This window comes from Acinetobacter pengchengensis (assembly GCF_982235305.1).
Map to the genome: position 1 here is coordinate 763,222 of NZ_CEVATJ010000001.1, position 22,056 is coordinate 785,277.

Consider the following 22,056-nt stretch of genomic DNA (forward strand, 5'->3'; position numbering starts at 1 on the left):
ATCTGCGAGTTTTTTATTTTGTACAATAATGGCTTAAGCCACTTGTACAGGAATACAGTTTGCAGTGTGGCTCACGGTATTGTCTGGGTTTGCATAGACTAAACGTGGTTCGTGTGCATTGGCTTCTGCTTCAGTAAAGTCACCAAAGGTTGCAATAATAATAATATCGCCTACATTGGCTTGATGTGCAGCACCACCATTGACTGAAATGATGCCGGAGTTATCTTCACCACGAATTGCATAAGTTGTGAAGCGCTTACCATTGGTCACGTTCCATACGTGGATTTCTTCATATTCACGAATGCCAGCCAAATCCATGAGTGTTCCGTCAATTGCACATGAACCTTCGTAGTGAAGTTCTGCATGAGTCACAAAAGCACGGTGGATTTTGCATTTTAATAAACGAGATAGCATGGTGAGCGTCTCCTTAGTGGACCTAAGATTTTATCTTATGGTTGAATTCAAACACTGCTGAATGGATGTCAGTTCCGAGCAGAAAACGCATTTTGCTCTGAAAATAGCGACATGGCAAGTGTGATTGTTCAACAATTGTGGATTCATCAGTTCGGTTTATAGGCATTGATTTGATTCATGGCTTGTTGTACTTCGCCATTGACCAGTAACTTGATACGACCTAATGCATGTGCAAGTGCATCATCCATTAAAGTTTGCTCGCTACTTGGTGCTTTGCTCAGTACATGACCAGACACGCGTTCTTTTGAACCCGGATGCCCAATACCAATGCGTAATCGATGGAAATTTGGACCTGTGTGCGGCACGATGTCACGTAAACCATTATGTCCACCATGACCACCGCCAGTTTTTAGGCGAATGATCCCTGGGTTCATATCCAGTTCATCATGAGCAATCAGCATTGCCTCAGGTGCAATTTGATAGAATTTGGCGAAGGGAACAACACTTTGACCAGAACGGTTCATAAAGGTTGTGGGTAATAACAGACGAACGTCTTGACCTTCGATATTACCACGTCCGCTGATCCCATGAAATTTAGGATCGGCTTTTAGTGTAATGCCATATTGATCTGCAAGGCGCTCTACAAACCAAAAGCCTGCATTATGGCGGGTTTGGGCATACTCTTTACCAGGGTTACCCAAACCAACAATCAGTGAAATATTAGCCACTAATTACACCACGAACACTTATGCGCGTTTGAAGTCAGCGTGCATTGGTGTGTTTTTAGCAGGGTGACGTTGTAACGCTTGGATTTTCACGTTTTCAACTTTGTCACCTACTTTGATTTCTACAACTTCTTCAAAGAAAGCATTGCTTTCTAATGCTTTTACAAGCTCACGAAGTTCTAAAGTGATTGTTACTGGCTCAGCGTCGCCACCATAAATGATAGCTGGAACTAATGCAGCGTGACGAAGGCGGCGGCTCGCACCTTTCCCTTGATTAGCTGCTTCACGCGCTTGAGCGTTTAATACGAAGTTTGCCATGATAGACATCCTTATTTTGAGTTTAAATAAACCAGATCTGCGACCAATCTAGTGATAGAAAACCCTGCCAAATGGCAGGGCTTTGAAAATTCAGCGCACCATTATAGATAAGAATCGAACATTGCGCTAATAGATTCTTCGTTGTTAATACGACGAATTGTTTCTGCAACCATACTTGCTACAGATACTTGGCGAATTTTACCAAGTGCTTGAGCTTCTTCTGAAAGAGGAATGGTGTCGGTAACAACCAGTTCATCAATCACAGAATTTTTCAGGTTTTCAATTGCTTTGCCTGAAAGTACAGGGTGGGTTGCATAAGCAACAACACGACGTGCACCAAAAGTTTTCAGTGCATCAGCGGCTTTACATAATGTACCCGCAGTATCTACCATGTCATCTACAATGACACAGTCACGATCTTTTACATCACCAATCAAATGCATCACTTGTGATTCATTCGCTTTTTGACGACGTTTATCGATAATTGCAAGATCGATATCACCCATTTGTTTTGCAACAGCGCGTGCACGAACCACACCACCAACGTCTGGTGAAACCACCATGAGGTTGTCATGTGACTGTTGACGCAGGTCAGCCAATAGCGCAGGCGTACCGTAAATGTTGTCTACAGGGATGTCGAAGAAACCTTGAATTTGGTCTGCGTGCAAGTCAATCATCACCACACGGTCAATACCCACAGTCGTTAGCATATCTGCAACCACTTTGGCTGTAATTGGAACACGTGTAGAACGAGGACGACGGTCTTGGCGGGCATAACCGAAGTAAGGAATAACGGCAGTAATACGACCAGCACTTGCACGACGCAAAGCATCAGCCATCACCAAGATTTCCATGAGGTTGTCATTGGTTGGCGCACAAGTAGGTTGTACGATAAATACGTCTTTACCACGGACATTCTCGGTAATCTCTACAGCAATCTCACCATCAGAGAAGGTAGAAACTGATGCAGCACCTAAAGGAATGTGCAAGTGGCTTACGACTTTTTGAGCGAATTGTGGATGCGCGGTTCCACTAAAAACGACAAGATTGGGCATGAAGCACCCTTGGCGGTTGGTGTGTGTAGGAATAGATGGCAGGGGTAGCTGGATTCGAACCAACGGATGCCGATATCAAAAACCGGTGCCTTACCACTTGGCGATACCCCTAATGCGGCAGAACTTTAATATTTTTACTGCATTCTGTCAAGGTAAATTAACAGGATAGCGATAATATTGGGGGTTCTGTCTAATGCGAGAAAATGGCAGGGGTAGCTGGATTCGAACCAACGGATGCCGATATCAAAAACCGGTGCCTTACCACTTGGCGATACCCCTAGATTTGATCACTGTAAGATGGCAGGGGTAGCTGGATTCGAACCAACGGATGCCGATATCAAAAACCGGTGCCTTACCACTTGGCGATACCCCTAATACAGTAATCTACAGGTGAGAGAGATGGCAGGGGTAGCTGGATTCGAACCAACGGATGCCGATATCAAAAACCGGTGCCTTACCACTTGGCGATACCCCTATTGTACTGTGAAATGTCGTAATGGAGATTCATTTAAGCTATTCACAACGTACGCAGTACATGGTGAGTGGGCCAAAATGTCGTCTACATTCATTTCTGCAGTCACTTCAGTAAAGACACAAGCACCTGTACCTGTAAGCTTTGCTTGACCAAACTGGTCTAAATAACGCATTGCTTCATCCACTTCGCAGTATAAACTTCGCGCCACAGGCTCAAAATTATTTCCAAAGTCAGATGGCTTTATCTGATAGCCGCAGAATTTAGTGGGCTTCGTGTTTCTTGTCAATATTTTTTGTGAAAAAAGTAGTTGAGTGCTGATAAAACAGTCAGGTTTTAACACAATATATTGTTTTGGGGCTAAGTCTATGAATGTTAACTGTTCACCAATCCCTTCCGCCCATGCATTGCGACCATGCACAAAGATCGGTACATCTGATCCGAGCTGTAAACCCAGTTCTGCCAGTTTTTGAGTATCGAGGCTACATTGCCACAGTTGATTGACCACAATTAAGGTGGTTGCGGCATTGGATGAACCTCCACCAAGCCCCGCACCCATGGGAATGTGCTTCTCAATTGCTATATTTAAACCTGTAGTTTGTTTCGCGTAAGGCTTTAAAATTTGCGTGGCTTTGTAAATCAGGTTTTGCTCTAAATCGACACTATTTAAACCGTGAATTTGAATGCTTTGAGTATCATTGACTTCAAATTCTAACCAGTCATATAAATCAATCAGTTGAAAAATAGTCTGCAATTCATGGTAGCCGTTGTCACGACGCCCAGTAATGTGCAAAAACAGATTTAATTTGGCAGGTGAGGGTACACGAATCATGGCTAAACTTGGCAAGTGATTAACGATTTTGGATGAGCATTGTAATACGGTTTTCTTGCCCTGATTCAAGTCCCTGTTTCAAAATCAGGCGGTTTGGCAAACTGGCACTGTCGTTATAGCTCAAGTCGACTGTCCAGCCGTCTTCAATAAATTGCGTAGGGCGCTGTTGCGGGTCTTTTTGAATTTGAGCATCTATGGTTGCAGGGCGGGCTTGTACCCAGTCGATTAAATGGGTAATAGGCGCTTGCCAGCCTGTGGCACGTTCCAATAATTCTTCAGGACTTTCTGCATAAATCAAACCTGTTTTGGCGCTGTTCAGAGTAACTTGCCCAGGTTGTCCGCTAATTTGGGTTTTACCGACACCTAAAATGCCACTCAGTTCAATGTCAAACTGCTGTTGCTGCTGTACCCACGTAAAAAAGGCACTGCCAGACTGCTGCGGGGTGCGCACGCCAATTTTGCCTTGCAGGTTAAATTGATTTTCTGCTTCAACTTGCTGTGAAGCATTGACTGGTTTTTGTACGAAAGGCTGACAACCTGTCATCACAAGGCTACTGGTGGCAAAAAGGGTTAATCCTAACTTTGAAAATAAACGCATAAATCATTTAACTCTTTTTAACTGGCTGCGGTAACAATAGCGAATTTAATTGTTGCAATTGCGGATCATTCGGATGATTTTGTTGTAATTGTTGTAACACTTGACTGAATTTTTGAATATCACCTTGCATATACAACGATTTTGCATAGCGTGAACCAATCGCGGCACTATGACTCAGTGCGTAGGCTTTTTCCAACGCTTGTGCCGAAGCGGTATAGTCATTTTGTAAATAGCTGACGTAACCTAAGGTATCTAAAATAGAGGCCTGTTCAGGGGCAAACTCAAGTGCTTGTTCCACATAGCGACGCGCTTCGTCTAAACGGCGATTTTGCAGCGCAAGGGTATAGGCGTAAGCATTTAAATAGGTTGGGCTGTTCGGCTCAATTTCCAGTAACTTATTGAGCAGTTGATCTAGTTTATCTTTTTCTTGATGTGCATCGAGTAGTAAGACTTCCGAATAGATCAGCTCAGGATCATCGGGTAGGTTTTTGATGGCTTCATCTAGCAAACGCAGCGCTGCTTTTTTATTATCCATACGTTTTAAAATATCGGCCTGTGCCTGATATAAAAAACTGGCATGCTGAGGATAATTGACCCGTTCCTGCGTTAAAAAGCGTAGTGCATCGTTCAGTTTATCTTGCTGGGCAAAAATACTGATCATATTGCGACGTGAAACCGTATAAAGGCTACCATCTACCAAACGATAATAGGCTTTGGCTGTTTCATAGTGCTGTTTACGTTCTGCATTGACTGCTAAATAATAATAAGCTTCATTTTGATATTGCGCAGAATAGCGTAGCTCGACCAAGTATTTTTCAGCTTTTTCGTATTGCTTTAAGTCAATACTGGTTAAACCCGCAAGAAACAAAGCTTCGTCTTCATCTGGCCATTTTTTTAAAATCGCTTCGAGTTTGCTTAGCGCCTGTGTCGCTTCATTCTTTTTGACTAGATATTTGGCTTCGGCTAAACGGACTTCAAAATTATTTTTGTGTTTACGGCTAGATTTGGCATACCAAGCTGCCGTTTCTTCTTCGTTGCCGAGTGCCCTCAACAAATTGGCTTTCATTAAAATATAGCCAGTGACTTTCGGGCGTTTGCGTAATGCTTGGTTAATGGTATCGAGCGCGGCTTGGTATTGTTCATTTTGCGCTTTTAAACCTGCAATCAATACCAAAATCGATGGATTGTCTTTGGCTTTGCTTGTGCGCAGGGCTTGAATTAGAAACTCTCGGTCTTCTACAGATTCAGGAGAAATTCCCGCCAAAATTTGTTCCAAGTCGGCTGTGGCATCAATATTTAGAATTTTATCTAAGGTTTCTGCGGCTAAGTCGTATTCATGTGCTTTTAGCGCAATGTGCGCTAAATAAAACAGCGCAGGCACATCGGACGGTTCTTGTACCACCCAATGTGTTGCAATATCTAGTGCGGCATGTAGGTCGTTTTGTTCAATGGCAATATTCAGGGCGCGTTGCTTGATAGAGGTCGAGTTGTTCTTAATTGCCAAGACCGTGTAGTTGTGTAATGCCGTTGGAATATCACCATAAGCCAAGGCAAACTCGGCCACCATGGTTTGTGTTACCGCATTATAATTTGAATTTGCATGATAAATTTCTTCAGATGCTCTAAGATGAGCAACTGAAGCCATGCTACCGACCAGTAAGAATGTGGTAGAATATTGCTTAATTGTCGCGCCGTATGGTCGGCTATTTGTTTGACGCAATTTTTCTTGATCCAAGTAATGCTTTTTATGACACCGTTATTGCACAATAGCATAAATTTAGCGAAATGATGATCTGATATGTCTTTCTTTGCATTGGGTGTCAACCATCAAACCGCCTCTGTAGAGTTGCGTGAGCAAATTGCATTTAACCCAGAAAAGTTAAGTGCCTTACTTGCTGAGCAAAGCCAACATCCCGAACTGAATGATTTGGTGGTGGTGTCTACCTGTAACCGTACCGAAGTCTACGCCATGTCTGAACATCCAGAACAAGTGTTGGATTGGCTTGCACACGTCAATGGTATCGATGTACAGCAATTGAGTCGTCATGTATATCGTTATGAGAATGCACAGGCGGTGTCGCATTTAATGCGTGTAGCCAGTGGGCTAGATTCTCTCATGTTGGGTGAGCCGCAAATTTTAGGTCAGGTCAAAACTGCGTTGGCGTTAGCTAAGGACTCACATACAGTTTCGCAACAACTGAACCGAATTTTTGAATATGCTTTTTATGCTGCCAAACGGGTACGTTCAGAAACTGCCGTAGGTAGCCATGCCGTGTCGATGGGTTATGCTGTCGCGCAACTTGCGTTACAAGTATTTAGCCACCCTGAAAAACTGACGGTGATGGTGGTGGCTGCAGGTGAAATGAATAGCCTTGTGGCAAAGCATTTAGCAGAAATGGGCGTCGCTAAAATTATAATTTGTAACCGTACTCGTGCCCGTGCCGAAACATTGGCGCAGGAAATTGCGCATCGGGTAGAAGTAGAAATTATTGAATTTGATCAGCTTGCGGCTAATTTACACCGTGCCGATGTGATTTCAAGTTGTACGGGAAGTTTGCATCAGGTGATTACTTATCCTGAGGTGAAAGCTGCTTTAAAAAAGCGCCGATATCAGCAAATGTTATTGGTCGATTTGGCCGTACCACGTGATATAGATCCTAAAATAGAAAACTTGGATGGCGTGTATTTGTACGGGGTCGATGACCTGCAAAGTGTGATTGATGAAAACTTGGCACAGCGTCGTCAAGCGGCTGTGGAAGCAGAAGTCATGGTCAATCAGCTTGTGACTGAGTTGGTAACCCATCAAAAAGTTCAGCAAGCGGGTGCAACCATTCATGCTTACCGTGAACATGGCGAAAGCTTGCGTCAGGAAGAGTTAAATTTGGCGATGGCGCGTATTGCTAAAGGTGAAGATGCTGTTCAGGTTATGCAGGAATTTTCTTATCGTTTAACCCAAAAATTGCTACATCCAACTTCTATTTTATTGCGTGAAGCAGCCAAAGGTGATGAGCCTGAATGTTTTGAGTTTATGCAGGAAAATCTGGCAGCGACAATCAAAAGTCGTCGTAAATAAGCAAAATCATCGTCATTCACAAAAATTGATCGAGTTTGGTCGATATAAAACTCACTCAATAAGACCAAATTGTTTATTCCTCTAGCAAAGTTAGCGATCTTTTTTTATCAATTTCATAAATTTGATGTTTCAAACGCTTCATTTCTTCAATGCTGCTGAATTTTCTGGAACGAATTTTTTGTTGTAAACAGTCGTATTGCAATTTAGTTGAAAAATCTTGAGCCAATTTATCAACATGCTCGGGAGATGTTGTGTAATCACTGACATTGGCTTGTTGTAATATACGCTGTAATTCATAGTGATATGCCGAGCATGCACCTAAAATATAATATTTAGCTTGTTCAGGATCATCGGGTAGATCATCAAAAATAGTATTTAAAATATTTAAGATTTGATGCAATAGGTGATCACTTGGAATCAGTGCACGTAACGGTTCAAAGTGAATATACAAATATGGATGATTGATTAGAATCGCAATCACATATTCCTCAGCATCGATTTTGGTGCTAAAACTCAAAGAGGCATCGTTATTGGTTTGTGCCTGCCATTTACGGTTAAAGCCTAATTTTTCGCGGAAAAACTGTTGCAGCAAATAGCGATAAGAACCCGTTTTGGGCAAAAATTCGGTCAATTGCCGCAGTTCGCCCATGACCTGACTTTTTCCTTCAGGGGTACTGATATTATGGTTTTGGGTGAGATGTGCAAAAACAAAATCTGACAGCAAAGGCGCTTGATCTAATAAACGTCGGAAATTTTCGATGCCTTCACGACGAATAAGGGAGTCAGGGTCGTGTTCATTGGGCAAAACAAAGAATTTCAGTTCACGTCCATCATTGAGTAAAGGCAATGCAATCTCTAGTGTGCGACGTGCGGCTTTTTGACCTGCGGTATCGCCATCAAAAGCGATGGTAATGCGGTTATTTTGGCGGAATAGAATATTTAAATGATCGGTATTGCTTGCTGTACCGAGTGTCGCTACAGCACCATAAATGCCGTATTGCTGCAAGGCAATCACATCCATATAGCCTTCAACCATTAAATAGTCTTGGGCTTTCAGTTTGCGTCCTTCATATAAACCATAGAGCAGTTGGTTTTTATGAAACACTTCCGAGTCGGGCGAGTTGATGTATTTGGGTTTGATTTCATCATTGAGTGCACGGCCACCAAAGCCAACCACACGACCTTTGCTGTCACGGATTGGAAAAATCACCCGATCACGCAATAAATCGAAGTCACGTCCTTTGTCACTGGTACGAATCAAGCCCAGAAGTTTTAAACCTGCAATATCTTGTGGGAAGGCTTTTTCTAAATGCTGCCAATCTTCAGGTGCATAGCCCAAACGCCAGAATTGCAGGGTCTGTGCGGTTAAGCCACGTTTTTGAAAATATTGTTGTGCGGCAGGATTGTGCGGCAATTGCTGCTCATAATATTGTGCTACATTTTCCAACAAGTCGTATAAGTTGCCTTCCTGTGCAGGTGTTTCTTGCGTGGTGCTCCATTGTTCAAAACTCGCAAACGGGTCGGCACTGTTTTGAAATTCCGAGTTCTGAAATTCCGAATTTGCGTATTCTACACTTTGAAATTCGGCAAAAGGATCAAAGTCGATGCCTGTAGCATCCAAAGCCTGCTCGTTTGTTGCAGCTTGAGTCGTAGAAGTTTCGTTTTGGTCTTTTGCTGTTGGTTTAGGCAGAGCTATCGGTGTTGGCTTTTTGGCTTCGCGTTTATAAGAAAGTTTTTTATTGTCTTGCTGATCTTTCGGGAGTTCGATGCCTGTTTGACTGGCCAAGTCTTTCATGACATCTATAAAATTGCGGTTATCAATATCCATTAAAAAACGGATGGCGTTACCGTTTGCCTGGCAGCCAAAGCAATGATAATACTGCTTGTCACGATAGACGTGAAAAGATGGGGATTTTTCCTGATGGAACGGGCAGCAGCCCGAATAGGTACGACCAGTTTTTTTTAATTTCACGCGCTGACCAATCAGATCGACAATATCGGTGCGATCTAAAATTTGATCAATCGTGTGCTGTGGAATGGCCATACGGTTTTGTCTTTTCTCTCTAGAGTTGGTTGAAATGCGCTTTCGTGAAACAGAATCTAGTTCTTTTGTAGCTGTTTCTGCTGTTTGAAACAAGCCCTAGTAAAACAAAAGGCAAGTATCATAACTTGCCTTTGGTATTTTTCAAGATTGTTCAATCAGCTTGAGCTTATTTTATTCAGCACTGTCGTTTTCAGACTTAGGACGATCTAACAAACCAAAACTTAAACGGTTGGTTAAGCTGCGTGATGGTGCTGCTTGTGTGTTGGCCTCAGATTGTTGTGCTTCGGTGCTGTTTTTCGCTTCACGTCCGAAAATACCTAAAGTTGCACGATTAATCCAGCTGGCATCATGGCGGGCAGCACGTAAATTCACGCTACCATCTGCTTTGACCAAGTTTGGATAGTTCAGCTTCAACACATCAATATATTGCTGAGCCGTAGCTTGATCGCCCAATTTGCCATAACCGTAGGCCACGGTTGCCAATGCTTCAGGAATTTGCGGCGTTTGTGGATAGTGTTCAATTACCCACAATGAACGCTCAACTGCAGCGACCCATGCTTTACGTTTAATGTTATAACGTGCCGCATTCATTTCGGCTTCAGCCAGTTCCTGACCAATAAACTGCATACGCTGTGCCGCATCTACCGCATAAGTGCTCGATGGATAGCGACGGATAAAATCAACAAAGTTTTGATAAGCCACTTTTAAATAGCTGACATCACGGTGCGATTGCTTGAGTGAGGTATAGCGCAACAAACCATCATAGTTTTGTTCCATATTCGCCACGCCACGTACATAGTAGGCATAATCGGCTTTAGGATGCTGCGGGTTCATGCGGATAAAACGATCTGCAACTGCAATTGCACCTTCATAATCTTTTTGCTGGAATTTTGCATACAATAATTCAAGCTGCGCCTGCTGCGCATAATCGCCTGTTGGGTAATATGTTTCTAAAGCTTCAAGATACTTAACGGCATCGGTGTATTGACCACGATCCAGTGCTTTTTCTGCTTTTTCAATATAAACCTGTTCGCTAGATTGCGGACCAGTATCGACCACTTCTTTTTTTGGATTGCTGCTACAGCCCACAATTGCAGACGCAACGCCGAGTGAAAGAGCAAGCATTGTTATTTTATAACGTGGTAGCGACATAAAAATTCCTCTGTTAATACGGGCAATGAGCTACAATTGCGCTATTAAACCACTTTTGTCTGAATGAGCAAATGAGTCAAGCACAATCTACCCATTCCAATTTACCTGAAACTGAGTTCAATTTACTTGAAGATGCTGAGGATGCAGATAACCATACTTCAGACTCAACTGCAACACGTTTATCGTTGCAATTTCAATTGGATGACAGCCATTTAGGACTACGCATCGACCAAGTAGCAGCCATCATTTGGAGTGAATTTTCACGTGAAAAGCTAAAACAGTGGCTCAAAGACGGTCATTTGTTGGTAAATGGTAACACGGCTAAACCCAAATATAAGTGTGAAGGTGATGAGCTTCTCACATTAGAAGTCGAGCTTGAAGCGCAAACCCGCAGTCTGCCTGAAGATATTCCACTGAATATTATTTATGAAGATGATGACATCATTGTGATTAATAAACCTGTGGGCATGGTGGTGCATCCAGGGGCGGGCAATAGCTCTGGGACTTTGGTGAATGCCTTGCTACATCATTATCCAAAATCTGCTGAGTTGACTCGTGCAGGTTTGGTGCATCGTATTGATAAAGATACGTCGGGTTTATTGGTCGTTGCCAAAAATCTGGAAGCACAGTTTGCTCTGACCAAGCAACTGGCAAAAAAGTCAGTCTATCGTTTATACGACTTGGTGGTGTATGGCAACATGATTGCGGGTGGCACAGTAGATGAACCGATTAAACGCCATCCTGTAGATCGGGTGAAAATGGCTGTCTTGCCGGGCGGCAAAGACGCAGTCACACATTACAATGTTAAAGAGCGCTTTCAGCATTTTACACGTGTTCAGGCGCGTTTGGAAACTGGGCGAACTCATCAAATTCGTGTGCATCTAAGTTATATTGGTTATGGTTTGGTCGGAGATCCTGTTTATTCGCCACGTGTACGTGTGCCTGCAGGTGCATCGGTATTATTGAACGATACGTTGCGTAACTTTAAACGTCAGGCCTTGCATGCGGTCAAACTAGGCTTGGTGCATCCACGTACTCAAGAAGAAATGATGTTTGAAGCGCCGTGGCCTGAAGACTTTAAACAATTGGTAGATGTGTTACGTAGTGAAAATGCTGCCTATTAATTGTTGTATGGATAGCATCAACAAGATCAACTCAGATACAGCAACGCCAGAAAACGACTAAGGATAGATGTATGCAATTCGTTCAAGGATTACCTAGAGGTGTGTATGTTGGGCAAACCCGCATACAACATGCACAGGCTTTACAAACAGACTGTGCAGATCTATCTGGTTTTAATCTGGCACTGCATGTGCAGGACGATGCGTGGCGTGTGCAGCAGCATCGTATGAGTTTGCTGGAGGAGTTTGCTAAATATGGGGTCGATAAAATGACGTGGATGACACAAACACATAGCGTGTTGTGTCAGACCATTAACGCACAAATCACCTTTGAAGCCTTAGAGGGCGATGGTTTGGTCACTCAGCGTAAAGCACATGCTTTAATGATGATGACTGCAGATTGTTTGCCTGTGGTTTTGGGTAATGCTGAAGGCACTGAAGTTGCTAACCTGCATGCAGGCTGGCGTGGGCTTGCCAATGGTATTATCGAAAATACCATTGCCGAAATGCAAAGCGCTCCAACATGGGCGTGGTTGGGTGCCGCTATCACTCAGCCGTGCTTTGAAGTTGGGGAAGAGGTGAAACAGGCGTTTTGCGATAAATATCCTGAATTAGACACAGCTTTTATTGCAGGGCAGCAACAAGGTAAATACTTTGCCGACTTGTATGCAATCGCGCGTTTTATTTTGCAGCAGTATGCTGTTACAACCGTCTTGGGTGGTGATCAGTGCTCCTATCAACAAGCCGATGATTACTATTCTTACCGTCGTCAAGCACATACAGGGCGTATGGCAACATTCGTGTTTATGCAGGCTTAGTGTTAAACTTGACTTAATTATTTGGTTTTAAACATTCTTATGTCAGTGACTCATTTAACATCTTCTTGCGCTGCTATTCGTGTGGTGGTGGTTTATCACAGTCCTTATGGTCACACTGCTAAGGTGGCACAGCATATTGCGCAAGGTGCTGCGCAGATGGATGCTCAGGTGACTTTGATGGATGTGGCTGAAATTGAATGGGATAGCCTAGATCAAGCCGATATTATTGTTATGGGCTGTCCAACTTATATGGGCAGTATTACCTCGGCTTTAAAACAGTTTATGGAGCAATCGTCTAAGCGTTGGTTGGCTAGAACTTGGCAGGGCAAACTGGCGGCAGGATTTACCAATGGCGGTGGTTTAAGCGGCGATAAACTGGCAGTGCTGCAACAAATTAATTTATTTGCGATGCAGCATGGCATGTTGTGGTCAGGCTTACCGTTTATGCCTACAGGGCGTAGTTCACACGATATTAACCGCATGTCGAGCTTTTTGGGTTTAATGACGCAGTCTGATAATGCCAGTGTTGAGGTTACACCCCCTGAGGGTGACTTGGAAACTGCGGTCAAATTTGGCAAATATTTGGTTGAATTAAAACTTAAATTCTAAGCTTTTGTAGTTTTGTAACTTCCATAAAAAATGCTCGACATTAACAGCGAGCATTTTTTTATGGGCGGAATGTGCAAAATTATTTATGCATCAAACGTGCTTTATCACGCTGCCAATCACGGTCTTTTTCAGAAGCACGTTTATCGTGCAATTGTTTACCTTTCACCAAAGCAATTTCAAGTTTCGCCAAAGGACCTTTCCAATAACATGCTAAAGGTACGCAAGAATAACCCTTTTGATTGACTGCACCCATCAACTTTTCAATTTCACGTCGTGACAGTAATAGTTTGCGGGTGCGGGTTGCTTCAGGCACTACATGCGTTGAAGCCGACAAAAGGGGTTGAATTTGTGCGCCAAATAAAAAAGCTTCATTATCACGAAACAGGATATAACTTTCAGTAATGGTCATACGTCCTGCGCGCAAAGATTTGACTTCCCAACCTTGCAAAGAAAGTCCTGCTTCAAATTTTTCTTCAATAAAATAATCGTGGCGTGCACGTTTATTCTGTGCAATTGTTCCGCCCGTATTTTTTTTAACTACAGTTAGCTTCGCCATAATCAATTACTTCCAAACTTATGACTATTGTGCCTCAAACCAAGGCTTGCTGACAAATCAAAATCATCACAACTGCTGGCTAAACTGCTTTGATATTTCAAATTTGGTAGACTTTATTCACTAAAATATTTTCTATTTGTTAAACTAACTTTGACAAAACCAACTAGAGCATAATGGATGTCTAAATCTCGCGTAATTTATCCGGGCACCTTTGACCCGATTACCAATGGTCATATTGACTTGGTGACACGTGCTGCAAAAATGTTTGATGAAGTCGTGGTCGCAATTGCCATTGGACATCATAAAAATCCAATTTTTACTTTGGAAGAACGTGTGGAATTGGCACAGGCATCTTTAAAGCATTTGCCTAATGTTGAATTTGTCGGCTTTGATGGTTTATTGGTTAATTTTTTCCGTGAGCAAAATGCGACTGCAGTTTTGCGTGGTTTGCGCGCTGTTTCAGATTTTGAGTATGAATTTCAGTTGGCAAATATGAACCGTCAGCTGGATAGCAATTTTGAAGCTGTATTTTTAACCCCATCAGAGCAATATTCGTTTATTTCATCCACGCTGGTGCGTGAAATTGCGCGTTTAAAAGGAGATGTGACCAAGTTTGTACCGCAAATCGTCGTCGAAGCCTTTGAACGCAAACATCAACAAGGTTGGTAGCGTGTCTTTATATATTACCGATGAATGCATTAACTGCGATGTCTGTGAACCTGTGTGCCCGAATGAGGCCATTTTCATGGGTGAGCTGATTTATGAAATCAATCCGGCGCTGTGTACCGAATGTGTCGGGCATCATGACAAACCGCAGTGCCAGTTATTCTGCCCGGTGGACTGTATTCCTCATGATCCTAACCATGTTGAAACACAGGAGCAATTGCTAGAAAAGTATCAAAAACTGATTGATCAAAAAAGCACGAGCAATTAGTGCATTTATTTGTTAAGATGCGCCCTCGAAGTGAACCAGACGATCGCTGCTGTGGAGGTCTCCGTGACTGAAGCAGGGGAGGAAAGTCCGGGCTTCAAAGGGCAGGGTGCCAGGTAACGCCTGGGCGGCGTGAGCCGACGGAAAGTGCAGCAGAGAGTAGACCGCCTTCGTGTGGTTTCTTTTTCGGAAGAAATTGAAGGTAAGGGTGAAAGGGTGCGGTAAGAGCGCACCGCATGGCTGGTAACAGTTCATGGCATGGTAAACCCCACCAGAAGCAAGACCAAATAGGAATCCTGAGGTACGGCCCGTACTGGATTCGGGTAGGTCGCTTGAGCGTATGAGTGATTGTACGCCTAGAGGAATGATCGTTCTCGACAGAACCCGGCTTATCGGTTCACTTCACCAAATTTTAGGCATTTGATGTGTGATAAGGCTTGACGTTGCCTAGATTACAGCAGATAATGCGCGCACAGTTTTTGGCTATGTAGCTCAGTTGGTTAGAGCACCGCACTCATAATGCGGGGGTCACAGGTTCAAGTCCCGTCATAGCCACCATTTTCAGACCACGTTCACTAACGTGGTCTTTTTTTGTTTAAAATTTATTTGTGCAATCTATTTGAGTTGTATCTAGTTGAATCTGCATTTGTAGGTTTTGCATCTGTTGCCAATTGGCTTGTTGATCAGAGTGAGCAAAAATTTTGGCATCGACCTGATTTAATTTTTTTAGCGAAATTTGTTGCGATGCGCAATAACGCCCCACAGCGCGTTCATAAGCTAGCTGTTGCTGCGCTACAGCATTCAGTTGATGCGCCGTTAAAATCTTTTGCTGTTCTTTGGCATAAGCAACCAAAACACGTCGGTCTGCGATGCTATAACTCATTTTAGAATTGATAAATTGCGCAACATCACGCCGTACGCCGTTGTAATCTACAAAAACAGGTGAAACCAAAGCGCAGGAACTTAAGCCAACAACAAGGCTACTCAGTATTATAGACTTCAAGATCATGGTTGAATTTATTCTCTTTTTCTGTGTGACTTGATATAGATTTTGATGCAAATATTTAAGAATCTCCGTAAGAAAATAGTAATTTGATTAAAATTAAACAAATTACATTGTTTTTGCTTAAACTGTGAGCGTTTGTAAATGAAAATACTTGACGATGCAGAGCTAAGTTTAGATAATGCGCACACAGTTTACGGCTATGTAGCTCAGTTGGTTAGAGCACCGCACTCATAATGCGGGGGTCACAGGTTCAAGTCCCGTCATAGCCACCATTTTTATAGACCAAGCTCTCAGCTTGGTCTTTTTTTATGCCAAAATTTTAAGTTGCTTTTAATGCAGCATTGGTTTTATAGCGGGTATAAAAAACCAAGCCGTAGCTTGGTTTTTTTATATATTTGTTTAAGCAATGTTTTAGCGTTAAATGCCTGCTTTCCAACCATTGACGAGCGGATAGCGACGTTCACGACCAAAAGCACGCGAGCTAATCCGTGGGCCTAATGCACCTTGGCGACGTTTGTATTCATTCCGATCAACCAATTGAATGACTTTCTCGACCATTGCACGTTCAAAGCCTTTGCTAATGATGTCTTCTTGGCTTTGATCTTCTTCAATATACGCATACAAAATCGCATCGAGTACTTCGTATGGTGGTAAAGAATCTTGGTCTTTTTGGTCAGGACGCAATTCAGCTGAAGGTGGGCGAGTAATCACACGTTCTGGAATAACAGGGGCGTCAGCAATACTGTTACGGTATTTTGCCAGTTCAAATACAATGGTTTTATACACGTCTTTGAGTACGGCATAACCACCGACCATATCGCCGTATAAGGTGCAATAGCCAACAGCCAGTTCAGATTTGTTGCCTGTAGACAGGACTAAGTTACCAAATTTGTTGGAAAGCCCCATCAAAATCGTACCGCGTGCACGGGCTTGTAAGTTTTCCTCAGTTGTGTCACTTGGGCTATTACCAAAGAACGGATACAGGGTTTGCATGAAGCTATTTACTACAGGGTGAATTTCCGCAATACCGAAGGTTACGCCTAAGGTTTTGGCTTGCTCTGCCGCATCTTCAACACTGATTTGCGCTGTATAAGTATATGGCATCATCACTGCTTGTACCTTGTCTGCGCCAATGGCATCGACTGCAATTGCAAGTGTAAGTGCTGAGTCAATACCACCCGATAAACCTAAAATAACCCCAGGGAAGCCTGAACGTTGAACATAGTCACGTGTAGCTAAAACCAAGCCTTGGTAAATTTCTGCCAATGTATCTAAAGCGGGGCTAATCTCTGCAGTTTTAAAGTGTTTCTGAGCAGCGTCATATTCAGCATAGAATACACCTTCCTGATACGTCGGTGCTTGTAGTGCAACATCGCCCGCTTGGTTGATCACGAAGCTAGTGCCATCGAAGATTAAATCATCTTGACCGCCAACTTGGTTTACATATACCAGATTGAGATGTAATTGCTTAGCTAGCTCGGTCATGGTCTGTATACGATGCTGCGGTTTACCCACTTCATAAGGCGAAGCGTTCAAGACCAATGCAGTTTCTACATTCAACTGTGCCAATTGCTGTACAGTTGGCAAAGACCATAAATCCTCACAAATTAAAACGCCAAACTTGTGACCAAGGTATTCAAATACTAAGTGTTGATGACCTTCGTCAAAATAACGCTTCTCATCAAATACGGCATAATTCGGTAAATTTTGTTTGTTATAAATACCAAGAATATTACCATCTTTCATGACGGCTGCCGAGTTAAAGCGCTGACCATCTTCAGTTTCATTGACAAAGCCGAAAACTAAAACAATATCTTTAATTTCACGTAATTGTTCAAATGCTTGTTTCGTGCGTTGACTCAAGCTTGGGCGCAGTAATAAATCTTCAGCAGGGTAGCCCAAAATTGAAAGTTCAGGAAAAATAATCAGATCTGCGTGTTGTTTTTTCGCTTCATTTGCCTGTTCAAGCATTTTTTGCGCATTTGCATCGAGATTGCCAATGTGTGGAGAGAACTGTGCAAGGGCAATTTTAAAAGATTTCATTTAAATTAAGTCCTATTCCTATAGGTTTAAAATACACATAAACGACTGATTATTATTGTTATAAAAATTTCAGCGCAGTGTATTGTGGATTAAACGACTGCCGAAAGGCACAAATAAAAACCATTTATTATCTAACAGATAAAGATCTTATTTTGCGGTGCAAAAATAGAGACTTTTGCTATTTTATCGTAATTTAGAATAGATGCTAGCATCGAATACACTTTATTCTTGTATGCTGCAGAATATCATTGAAATGTGACAGATTTTTTGTGCTATTTATTTGAAATTATTATATTTTAAGATTAGGTTTGTTTGTAGTTTTAAGTCCGATCGCTCAAGTTAAAGAATATTCAGTTAAGCAATTGGTTTTGGTGGATTCAGAATAATATTGTCAATTTTTTTCAGGAAAATATCTTTAGCGATGTCACCTTGTTGTTCGATGTTGTAGGCAAAAAAAGGCTTGTTTGTAGTCAATTGATAGCGATATGGATTGTACTTTTTAAAACTTAAATAATATGCTGTTTGTAAGAGTGCGCCATGTAGCAACACATTGATTTTTTGTTGATATTGTAAGACATGCGCCATTTCGTGAATAAAAATGGCTTGATAGCCTAAATGTGCCTGAGCGTAGTCTGAACGGTAATGCAAATTGCGCACATGAATATCACCACAGGGCGCCATAAATATATGTTGTGGTTGCCAAGGTAAATAGGGGTGATTCATGACTCTGACTTTACTGTAGTCAATTAAATGACCGAACACAGACTGGCAGAGTTGTATTTCTGCAGGTGTTAAGTAGCGATATTTAAACTGCGCAAGTTTTAAAAAACGCATGAGCAGACTTAAAAATAAGAAATGCAGTTGCAGCATGTAAATTGATCATGAAAGGCTAACATCAAAAATATAGCGTAAATTGGCTTGCGACCCAATCTAATTGTCTTGTTTAAGTTAAACAACTAAGGCTTTGTATTCTAGTGTGGGAAATATTCAAAAATAAGAAAACCACCCGAAGGTGGTTTTTTGAGTCGTACTTGTTTTACAAGGTACAACGCAAACCGAATTAACGGTTGATGTCGCGTTGAGTGTAACCTGTATAAAGCTGACGTGGACGACCAATTTTGTAAGGACCGCTGTGCATTTCTAACCAGTGGCTGATCCAGCCAACAGTACGTGCAAGAGCGAAAATTACAGTAAACATTTCTGTTGGGATACCAATCGCTTTCAGGATGATACCTGAGTAGAAGTCTACGTTAGGGTATAAGTTACGCTTGATGAAGTATTCATCAGATAACGCAATACGCTCAAGTTCCATCGCAAGTGCAAGTTGTGGATCGTTGATACCTAAGTCGTTAAGAACCTCGTCACAAGTTTGCTTCATTACTGTTGCACGTGGGTCGAAGTTTTTATAAACGCGGTGACCGAAGCCCATCAGTTTAACTTCTTTAGTCTTCACTTTTTCCATGAAGTCTGCAACGTTTTCTACAGAGCCGATTTCGTCAAGCATCTTAAGAACAGCTTCGTTCGCACCACCGTGAGCAGGACCCCAAAGTGCAGAAATACCTGCAGAGATACATGCGTATGGGTTAGCGCCAGTAGAACCCGCTAAACGTACAGTTGAAGTAGACGCGTTTTGTTCGTGGTCAGCATGAAGCGTGAAAATACGATCCATTGCGCGTGCATGAACAGGGTTAACTTTGTAATCGCGGTCTGCTGGTGTAGCAAACATCATGTACAAGAAGTTTTCTGCGTAGCTTAAGTCGTTACGTGGGTAAACAAATGGTTGACCAACTGTGTACTTGTAGCTCCAAGCCGCTAAAGTAGGAATCTTAGCGATTAAACGAATCGCTGTGATTTCACGGTGATTAACATCTTCGATGTCTAAGTTATTGTGATAGAACGCAGATAACGCACCAACTACACCTACCATGATTGCCATAGGGTGAGCATCACGACGGAAACCGTTATAGAAACGTTTGACTTGGTCGTGAACCATAGTGTGGTTGCGAACTTTAGCATCAAAATCAGCTTTTTGTTCTGCAGTTGGTAGCTCGCCATTTAATAGTAAGTAGCAAGTTTCTAAGTAGTCAGCTTTAGTCGCTAATTGGTCAATCGGGTAACCGCGGTGTAAAAGAATACCTTTGTTACCATCAATAAACGTAATTTTAGACTCGCACGACGCTGTTGCCATAAAACCAGGATCAAAAGTAAAGTGACCTGCCGCCAACACATCCTTAACGTCAATTACATCTGGGCCTAATGTGCCGCTGTAAATTGGTAATTCAATTTCTTTTCCATCAAGCTGTAATACGGCTTTTTTGCCAGTTGCTTCAGACATTCAATAGATCTCCTGTCCTGGTGAATGTTGATCTGACTCGAAGTATCAATCTTTTAATGCGCAAGTCAGACGGATTAAAAATTAGCTCTAAGATTAGAGAGTACTGAAATTTTGTCAATTATACTTATGGATTAAGCAGACGACTGTTCATAAAAAAAGTCGCAAAAATTCCAATAAAAAAATCAATAAAATCACAGCACAGCCGCCGTATCATAAGTCAAAATTTGTCAGATGTGCAGAAAAAAATCATCAACACGGATTAATTGTAAGCAATTTTTATTTCTGATTTTAGTGGGCTATTTCTGTGGCGGGATTCTGTCTGATACTTAAATCTATCTAATTTTCATAACTTACACGTTTTTACATGCGCATTAGGGCGGGTTGATTCGTTGTAATTGGCAGTGCGTCTGTTATTTAAATTCGATATTGATTGATTAAAAAATGACTAGTTAAACTTCTAAAAAAGCCGTAACACATCCTATTTAGATTAGGAAATGATGAAATTTATTGTGAATAAAGCGTAGTTTGTTGTCCATACAGATGTGAAAATACTTGATAAGTTATTCATTCGCAAAGTGATTATTATTTTAAATGATTTTTTAGCTAAGGTATTTCAAGTAAATAGACTTCTTGCGTTAGTCAAAATTTAAACAGCCTAAAGCTACATTTAATAAGGTTTTAGCCAGTTCAAAAATTAGGTAAACGATACTTTCGCAAGAGATCTAATATAAATTGATGTCTGTGTCTAGATTAAAGTGCTGGTGCAATTGTTGTAAATTGCAACAAGTAGGGATGTGTATACCTACATAATGCTGCATACTTAAAATTATATACATATGTAAAAACCTAAATCACATCAGAAAAAAGACTAAATTTATCTTTAGTCTAAATATTCTAAATATACTTACTGCGCTACCACGAATGTATACTTTCATAATTAATTTAAAAAACATGGTCTTATGTTTTTGTGTGGTTATTAATTGCGAGAGGTTTGTCTTTGTAATTGTTAATGATTCTTATTTAAAGGTTTTTTAGCCAAAAAGCTGAGTAGAGTTGTTTGTATTTTGACAGTTGACGTTTTATAATTCAGTGTCGTTTTATGGTTAGGCATGTATTTGCCTGACAATGCTAGCTTTCCTTCGAATTTATTCCAACAAACTCCGGATGGAGTTTTTACTTACAGGATGCCCGCTGTGAAAAGCAACAGACCTGTCAATTTGTCCATGGGTCAAGTTTTAGAAGTAAACTTAAAATCGCCCGTGGCTATTGCATCAATTCTACACCGTCTTTCTGGTGTCATCGTATTTTTACTCGTACCGGTACTTTTATGGTTGTTAGACAAATCATTGTCTTCACCTGAAGGTTTTGCTCAAGTTCAAGAAATTTTTAACGGTTTCTTTGTGCGCTTTATCGTATGGGTATTTGTAGCCGGCTTAATCTATCACTTCATTGCTGGTGTTAAGCACTTACTTGCTGACCTTGGTTTTGCAGAAGAGCTGCAAAGTGGTCGCATTGCAGCTACTATTTCATTGATCTTGTCTGCTATCGGTATTATTGCAGCATTTGTATGGATTGTAATCTAATGAAAAGTGCTACAGGTTTAACGGGTTCAGGTTCTCGCGATTGGTTTATCCAGCGTATTAGTGCTGTTATTCTTGCTGTTTATACCGTAGTGGTATTTGGTTGGATTCTTCTTAACGGTGGATTTAACTTTGAACAGTGGTACGGCTTTATGATGACATTACCAATGAAGATTATGTCTTTGTTGGCAGTCTTATCTCTTGTTGCACATGCTTGGATTGGTATGTGGCAAGTATTCACTGACTATGTGACTACTCGTCAAATGGGTCCTTCAGCTTCAGGTTTACGCCTAGTGCTGACTTCAGCAGTGATTGTTGCTGTTTTTGCATACGCAATCTGGGCAATCCAGATTTTCTGGGCGAATTGATAGGAA

Annotated in this window: 22 protein-coding genes, 6 tRNA genes and 1 other RNA gene; 11 read left to right on the top strand and 18 right to left on the bottom strand. The window is 41.8% G+C overall.

From position 1 onward, the window contains the following. Positions 1-33: 33 nt before the first annotated feature. The 11 genes from panD to AC0T5Z_RS03775 all read right to left on the bottom strand — a co-directional run bounded on the left by panD (position 34) and on the right by AC0T5Z_RS03775 (position 6,134). A complete protein-coding gene (panD, locus tag AC0T5Z_RS03725; RefSeq protein WP_291333782.1) occupies positions 34-414 on the bottom strand; it encodes an aspartate 1-decarboxylase in 381 nt (126 codons plus the stop codon). A gap of 146 nt (positions 415-560) precedes the next feature. Then, on the bottom strand, positions 561-1,142 hold the full coding sequence (gene pth, locus AC0T5Z_RS03730; protein ID WP_004972230.1) for an aminoacyl-tRNA hydrolase: 582 nt from the start codon (positions 1,140-1,142) through the stop codon (positions 561-563). 18 nt (positions 1,143-1,160) lie between these two features. Next, entirely contained in the window at positions 1,161-1,457 is a 297-nt protein-coding gene (gene rplY, locus AC0T5Z_RS03735; protein ID WP_004972228.1) for a 50S ribosomal protein L25, read from the bottom strand. Between the two features lie 101 nt (positions 1,458-1,558). Continuing rightward, positions 1,559-2,512, bottom strand: a complete 954-nt coding sequence (locus AC0T5Z_RS03740; protein ID WP_004972226.1) for a ribose-phosphate pyrophosphokinase — start codon at positions 2,510-2,512, stop codon at positions 1,559-1,561. A gap of 36 nt (positions 2,513-2,548) precedes the next feature. Continuing rightward, positions 2,549-2,623: transfer RNA gene (locus AC0T5Z_RS03745), tRNA-Gln, on the bottom strand. A 93-nt stretch (positions 2,624-2,716) separates the two neighbouring features. Beyond that, positions 2,717-2,791: transfer RNA gene (locus tag AC0T5Z_RS03750), tRNA-Gln, on the bottom strand. Positions 2,792-2,810: 19 nt separating this feature from the next. Continuing rightward, a tRNA-Gln gene (locus AC0T5Z_RS03755) sits at positions 2,811-2,885 on the bottom strand. Between the two features lie 27 nt (positions 2,886-2,912). After that, positions 2,913-2,987, bottom strand: a tRNA-Gln gene (locus tag AC0T5Z_RS03760). Then, positions 2,986-3,816, bottom strand: a complete 831-nt coding sequence (gene ispE / locus AC0T5Z_RS03765; RefSeq protein ID WP_291334795.1) for a 4-(cytidine 5'-diphospho)-2-C-methyl-D-erythritol kinase — start codon at positions 3,814-3,816, stop codon at positions 2,986-2,988. Before ispE ends, AC0T5Z_RS03760 begins: the two co-directional genes overlap by 2 nt. Before the next feature lie 19 nt (positions 3,817-3,835). Then, entirely contained in the window at positions 3,836-4,414 is a 579-nt protein-coding gene (gene lolB / locus AC0T5Z_RS03770) for a lipoprotein insertase outer membrane protein LolB (protein ID WP_291334797.1), read from the bottom strand. Positions 4,415-4,421: 7 nt separating this feature from the next. Then, on the bottom strand, positions 4,422-6,134 hold the full coding sequence (locus AC0T5Z_RS03775) for a tetratricopeptide repeat protein (RefSeq protein WP_291334799.1): 1,713 nt from the start codon (positions 6,132-6,134) through the stop codon (positions 4,422-4,424). A 78-nt stretch (positions 6,135-6,212) separates the two neighbouring features. On the opposite strand from AC0T5Z_RS03775, the gene hemA reads away from it, so the two are divergent. Continuing rightward, the gene (hemA, locus tag AC0T5Z_RS03780) at positions 6,213-7,487 is read left to right on the top strand and encodes a glutamyl-tRNA reductase (RefSeq protein ID WP_291334801.1); all 1,275 of its coding nucleotides are present in this window, start codon (positions 6,213-6,215) and stop codon (positions 7,485-7,487) included. Positions 7,488-7,560: 73 nt separating this feature from the next. Here the strand turns inward: hemA and AC0T5Z_RS03785 are convergent, their stop codons facing one another. Both AC0T5Z_RS03785 and AC0T5Z_RS03790 read right to left on the bottom strand, forming a co-directional pair. Beyond that, positions 7,561-9,531: a DNA primase gene (locus AC0T5Z_RS03785; protein ID WP_435337648.1), complete on the bottom strand. Its 1,971-nt coding sequence runs from the start codon at positions 9,529-9,531 to the stop codon at positions 7,561-7,563. A 171-nt stretch (positions 9,532-9,702) separates the two neighbouring features. Beyond that, complete coding sequence (locus tag AC0T5Z_RS03790) at positions 9,703-10,683, bottom strand: outer membrane protein assembly factor BamD (protein ID WP_435337649.1); 981 nt, start codon at positions 10,681-10,683, stop codon at positions 9,703-9,705. 71 nt (positions 10,684-10,754) lie between these two features. Between AC0T5Z_RS03790 and rluD the strand changes: the two genes are divergently transcribed. The 3 genes from rluD (at position 10,755) to AC0T5Z_RS03805 (ending at position 13,231) form a co-directional block, all read left to right on the top strand. Beyond that, positions 10,755-11,807, top strand: a complete 1,053-nt coding sequence (gene rluD, locus AC0T5Z_RS03795; protein ID WP_435337650.1) for a 23S rRNA pseudouridine(1911/1915/1917) synthase RluD — start codon at positions 10,755-10,757, stop codon at positions 11,805-11,807. Positions 11,808-11,878: 71 nt separating this feature from the next. After that, positions 11,879-12,622, top strand: a complete 744-nt coding sequence (gene pgeF / locus AC0T5Z_RS03800) for a peptidoglycan editing factor PgeF (protein WP_291334810.1) — start codon at positions 11,879-11,881, stop codon at positions 12,620-12,622. A gap of 39 nt (positions 12,623-12,661) precedes the next feature. Then, positions 12,662-13,231, top strand: a complete 570-nt coding sequence (locus tag AC0T5Z_RS03805) for a flavodoxin family protein (RefSeq protein WP_435337651.1) — start codon at positions 12,662-12,664, stop codon at positions 13,229-13,231. A gap of 79 nt (positions 13,232-13,310) precedes the next feature. Here the strand turns inward: AC0T5Z_RS03805 and smpB are convergent, their stop codons facing one another. After that, positions 13,311-13,787 (bottom strand): SsrA-binding protein SmpB, encoded by a 477-nt coding sequence (gene smpB, locus AC0T5Z_RS03810; RefSeq protein WP_004972209.1) that lies wholly within the window; start codon positions 13,785-13,787, stop codon positions 13,311-13,313. Positions 13,788-13,964: 177 nt separating this feature from the next. Between smpB and coaD the strand changes: the two genes are divergently transcribed. The 4 genes from coaD to AC0T5Z_RS03830 all read left to right on the top strand — a co-directional run bounded on the left by coaD (position 13,965) and on the right by AC0T5Z_RS03830 (position 15,276). Further along, complete coding sequence (gene coaD / locus AC0T5Z_RS03815) at positions 13,965-14,456, top strand: pantetheine-phosphate adenylyltransferase (protein WP_435337652.1); 492 nt, start codon at positions 13,965-13,967, stop codon at positions 14,454-14,456. 1 nt (position 14,457) lies between these two features. After that, positions 14,458-14,721, top strand: coding sequence for a YfhL family 4Fe-4S dicluster ferredoxin (locus AC0T5Z_RS03820; protein ID WP_435337653.1), 264 nt, complete (start codon positions 14,458-14,460; stop codon positions 14,719-14,721). Between the two features lie 27 nt (positions 14,722-14,748). After that, positions 14,749-15,126: RNase P RNA component class A (gene rnpB, locus AC0T5Z_RS03825), an RNA gene on the top strand. Positions 15,127-15,199: 73 nt separating this feature from the next. Beyond that, positions 15,200-15,276, top strand: a tRNA-Met gene (locus AC0T5Z_RS03830). Positions 15,277-15,313: 37 nt separating this feature from the next. Here the strand turns inward: AC0T5Z_RS03830 and AC0T5Z_RS03835 are convergent. Beyond that, positions 15,314-15,727, bottom strand: coding sequence for a hypothetical protein (locus AC0T5Z_RS03835; RefSeq protein ID WP_435337654.1), 414 nt, complete (start codon positions 15,725-15,727; stop codon positions 15,314-15,316). 192 nt (positions 15,728-15,919) lie between these two features. Here AC0T5Z_RS03835 and AC0T5Z_RS03840 point away from each other — a divergent pair. After that, positions 15,920-15,996, top strand: a tRNA-Met gene (locus tag AC0T5Z_RS03840). A 145-nt stretch (positions 15,997-16,141) separates the two neighbouring features. Here AC0T5Z_RS03840 and AC0T5Z_RS03845 read toward each other — a convergent pair. The 3 genes from AC0T5Z_RS03845 to gltA all read right to left on the bottom strand — a co-directional run bounded on the left by AC0T5Z_RS03845 (position 16,142) and on the right by gltA (position 20,102). Continuing rightward, entirely contained in the window at positions 16,142-17,767 is a 1,626-nt protein-coding gene (locus AC0T5Z_RS03845) for an NAD+ synthase (RefSeq protein ID WP_435337655.1), read from the bottom strand. Between the two features lie 354 nt (positions 17,768-18,121). Then, on the bottom strand, positions 18,122-18,637 hold the full coding sequence (locus AC0T5Z_RS03850) for a hypothetical protein (RefSeq protein WP_435337656.1): 516 nt from the start codon (positions 18,635-18,637) through the stop codon (positions 18,122-18,124). Positions 18,638-18,827: 190 nt separating this feature from the next. Next, positions 18,828-20,102, bottom strand: a complete 1,275-nt coding sequence (gltA, locus tag AC0T5Z_RS03855) for a citrate synthase (RefSeq protein ID WP_096901013.1) — start codon at positions 20,100-20,102, stop codon at positions 18,828-18,830. A gap of 1,184 nt (positions 20,103-21,286) precedes the next feature. On the opposite strand from gltA, the gene sdhC reads away from it, so the two are divergent. Further along, complete coding sequence (sdhC, locus tag AC0T5Z_RS03860; RefSeq protein ID WP_435337605.1) at positions 21,287-21,685, top strand: succinate dehydrogenase, cytochrome b556 subunit; 399 nt, start codon at positions 21,287-21,289, stop codon at positions 21,683-21,685. Next, on the top strand, positions 21,685-22,050 hold the full coding sequence (gene sdhD, locus AC0T5Z_RS03865) for a succinate dehydrogenase, hydrophobic membrane anchor protein (protein ID WP_435337597.1): 366 nt from the start codon (positions 21,685-21,687) through the stop codon (positions 22,048-22,050). The genes sdhC and sdhD overlap by 1 nt, the downstream gene beginning before the upstream one ends. Positions 22,051-22,056 lie beyond the last annotated feature (6 nt).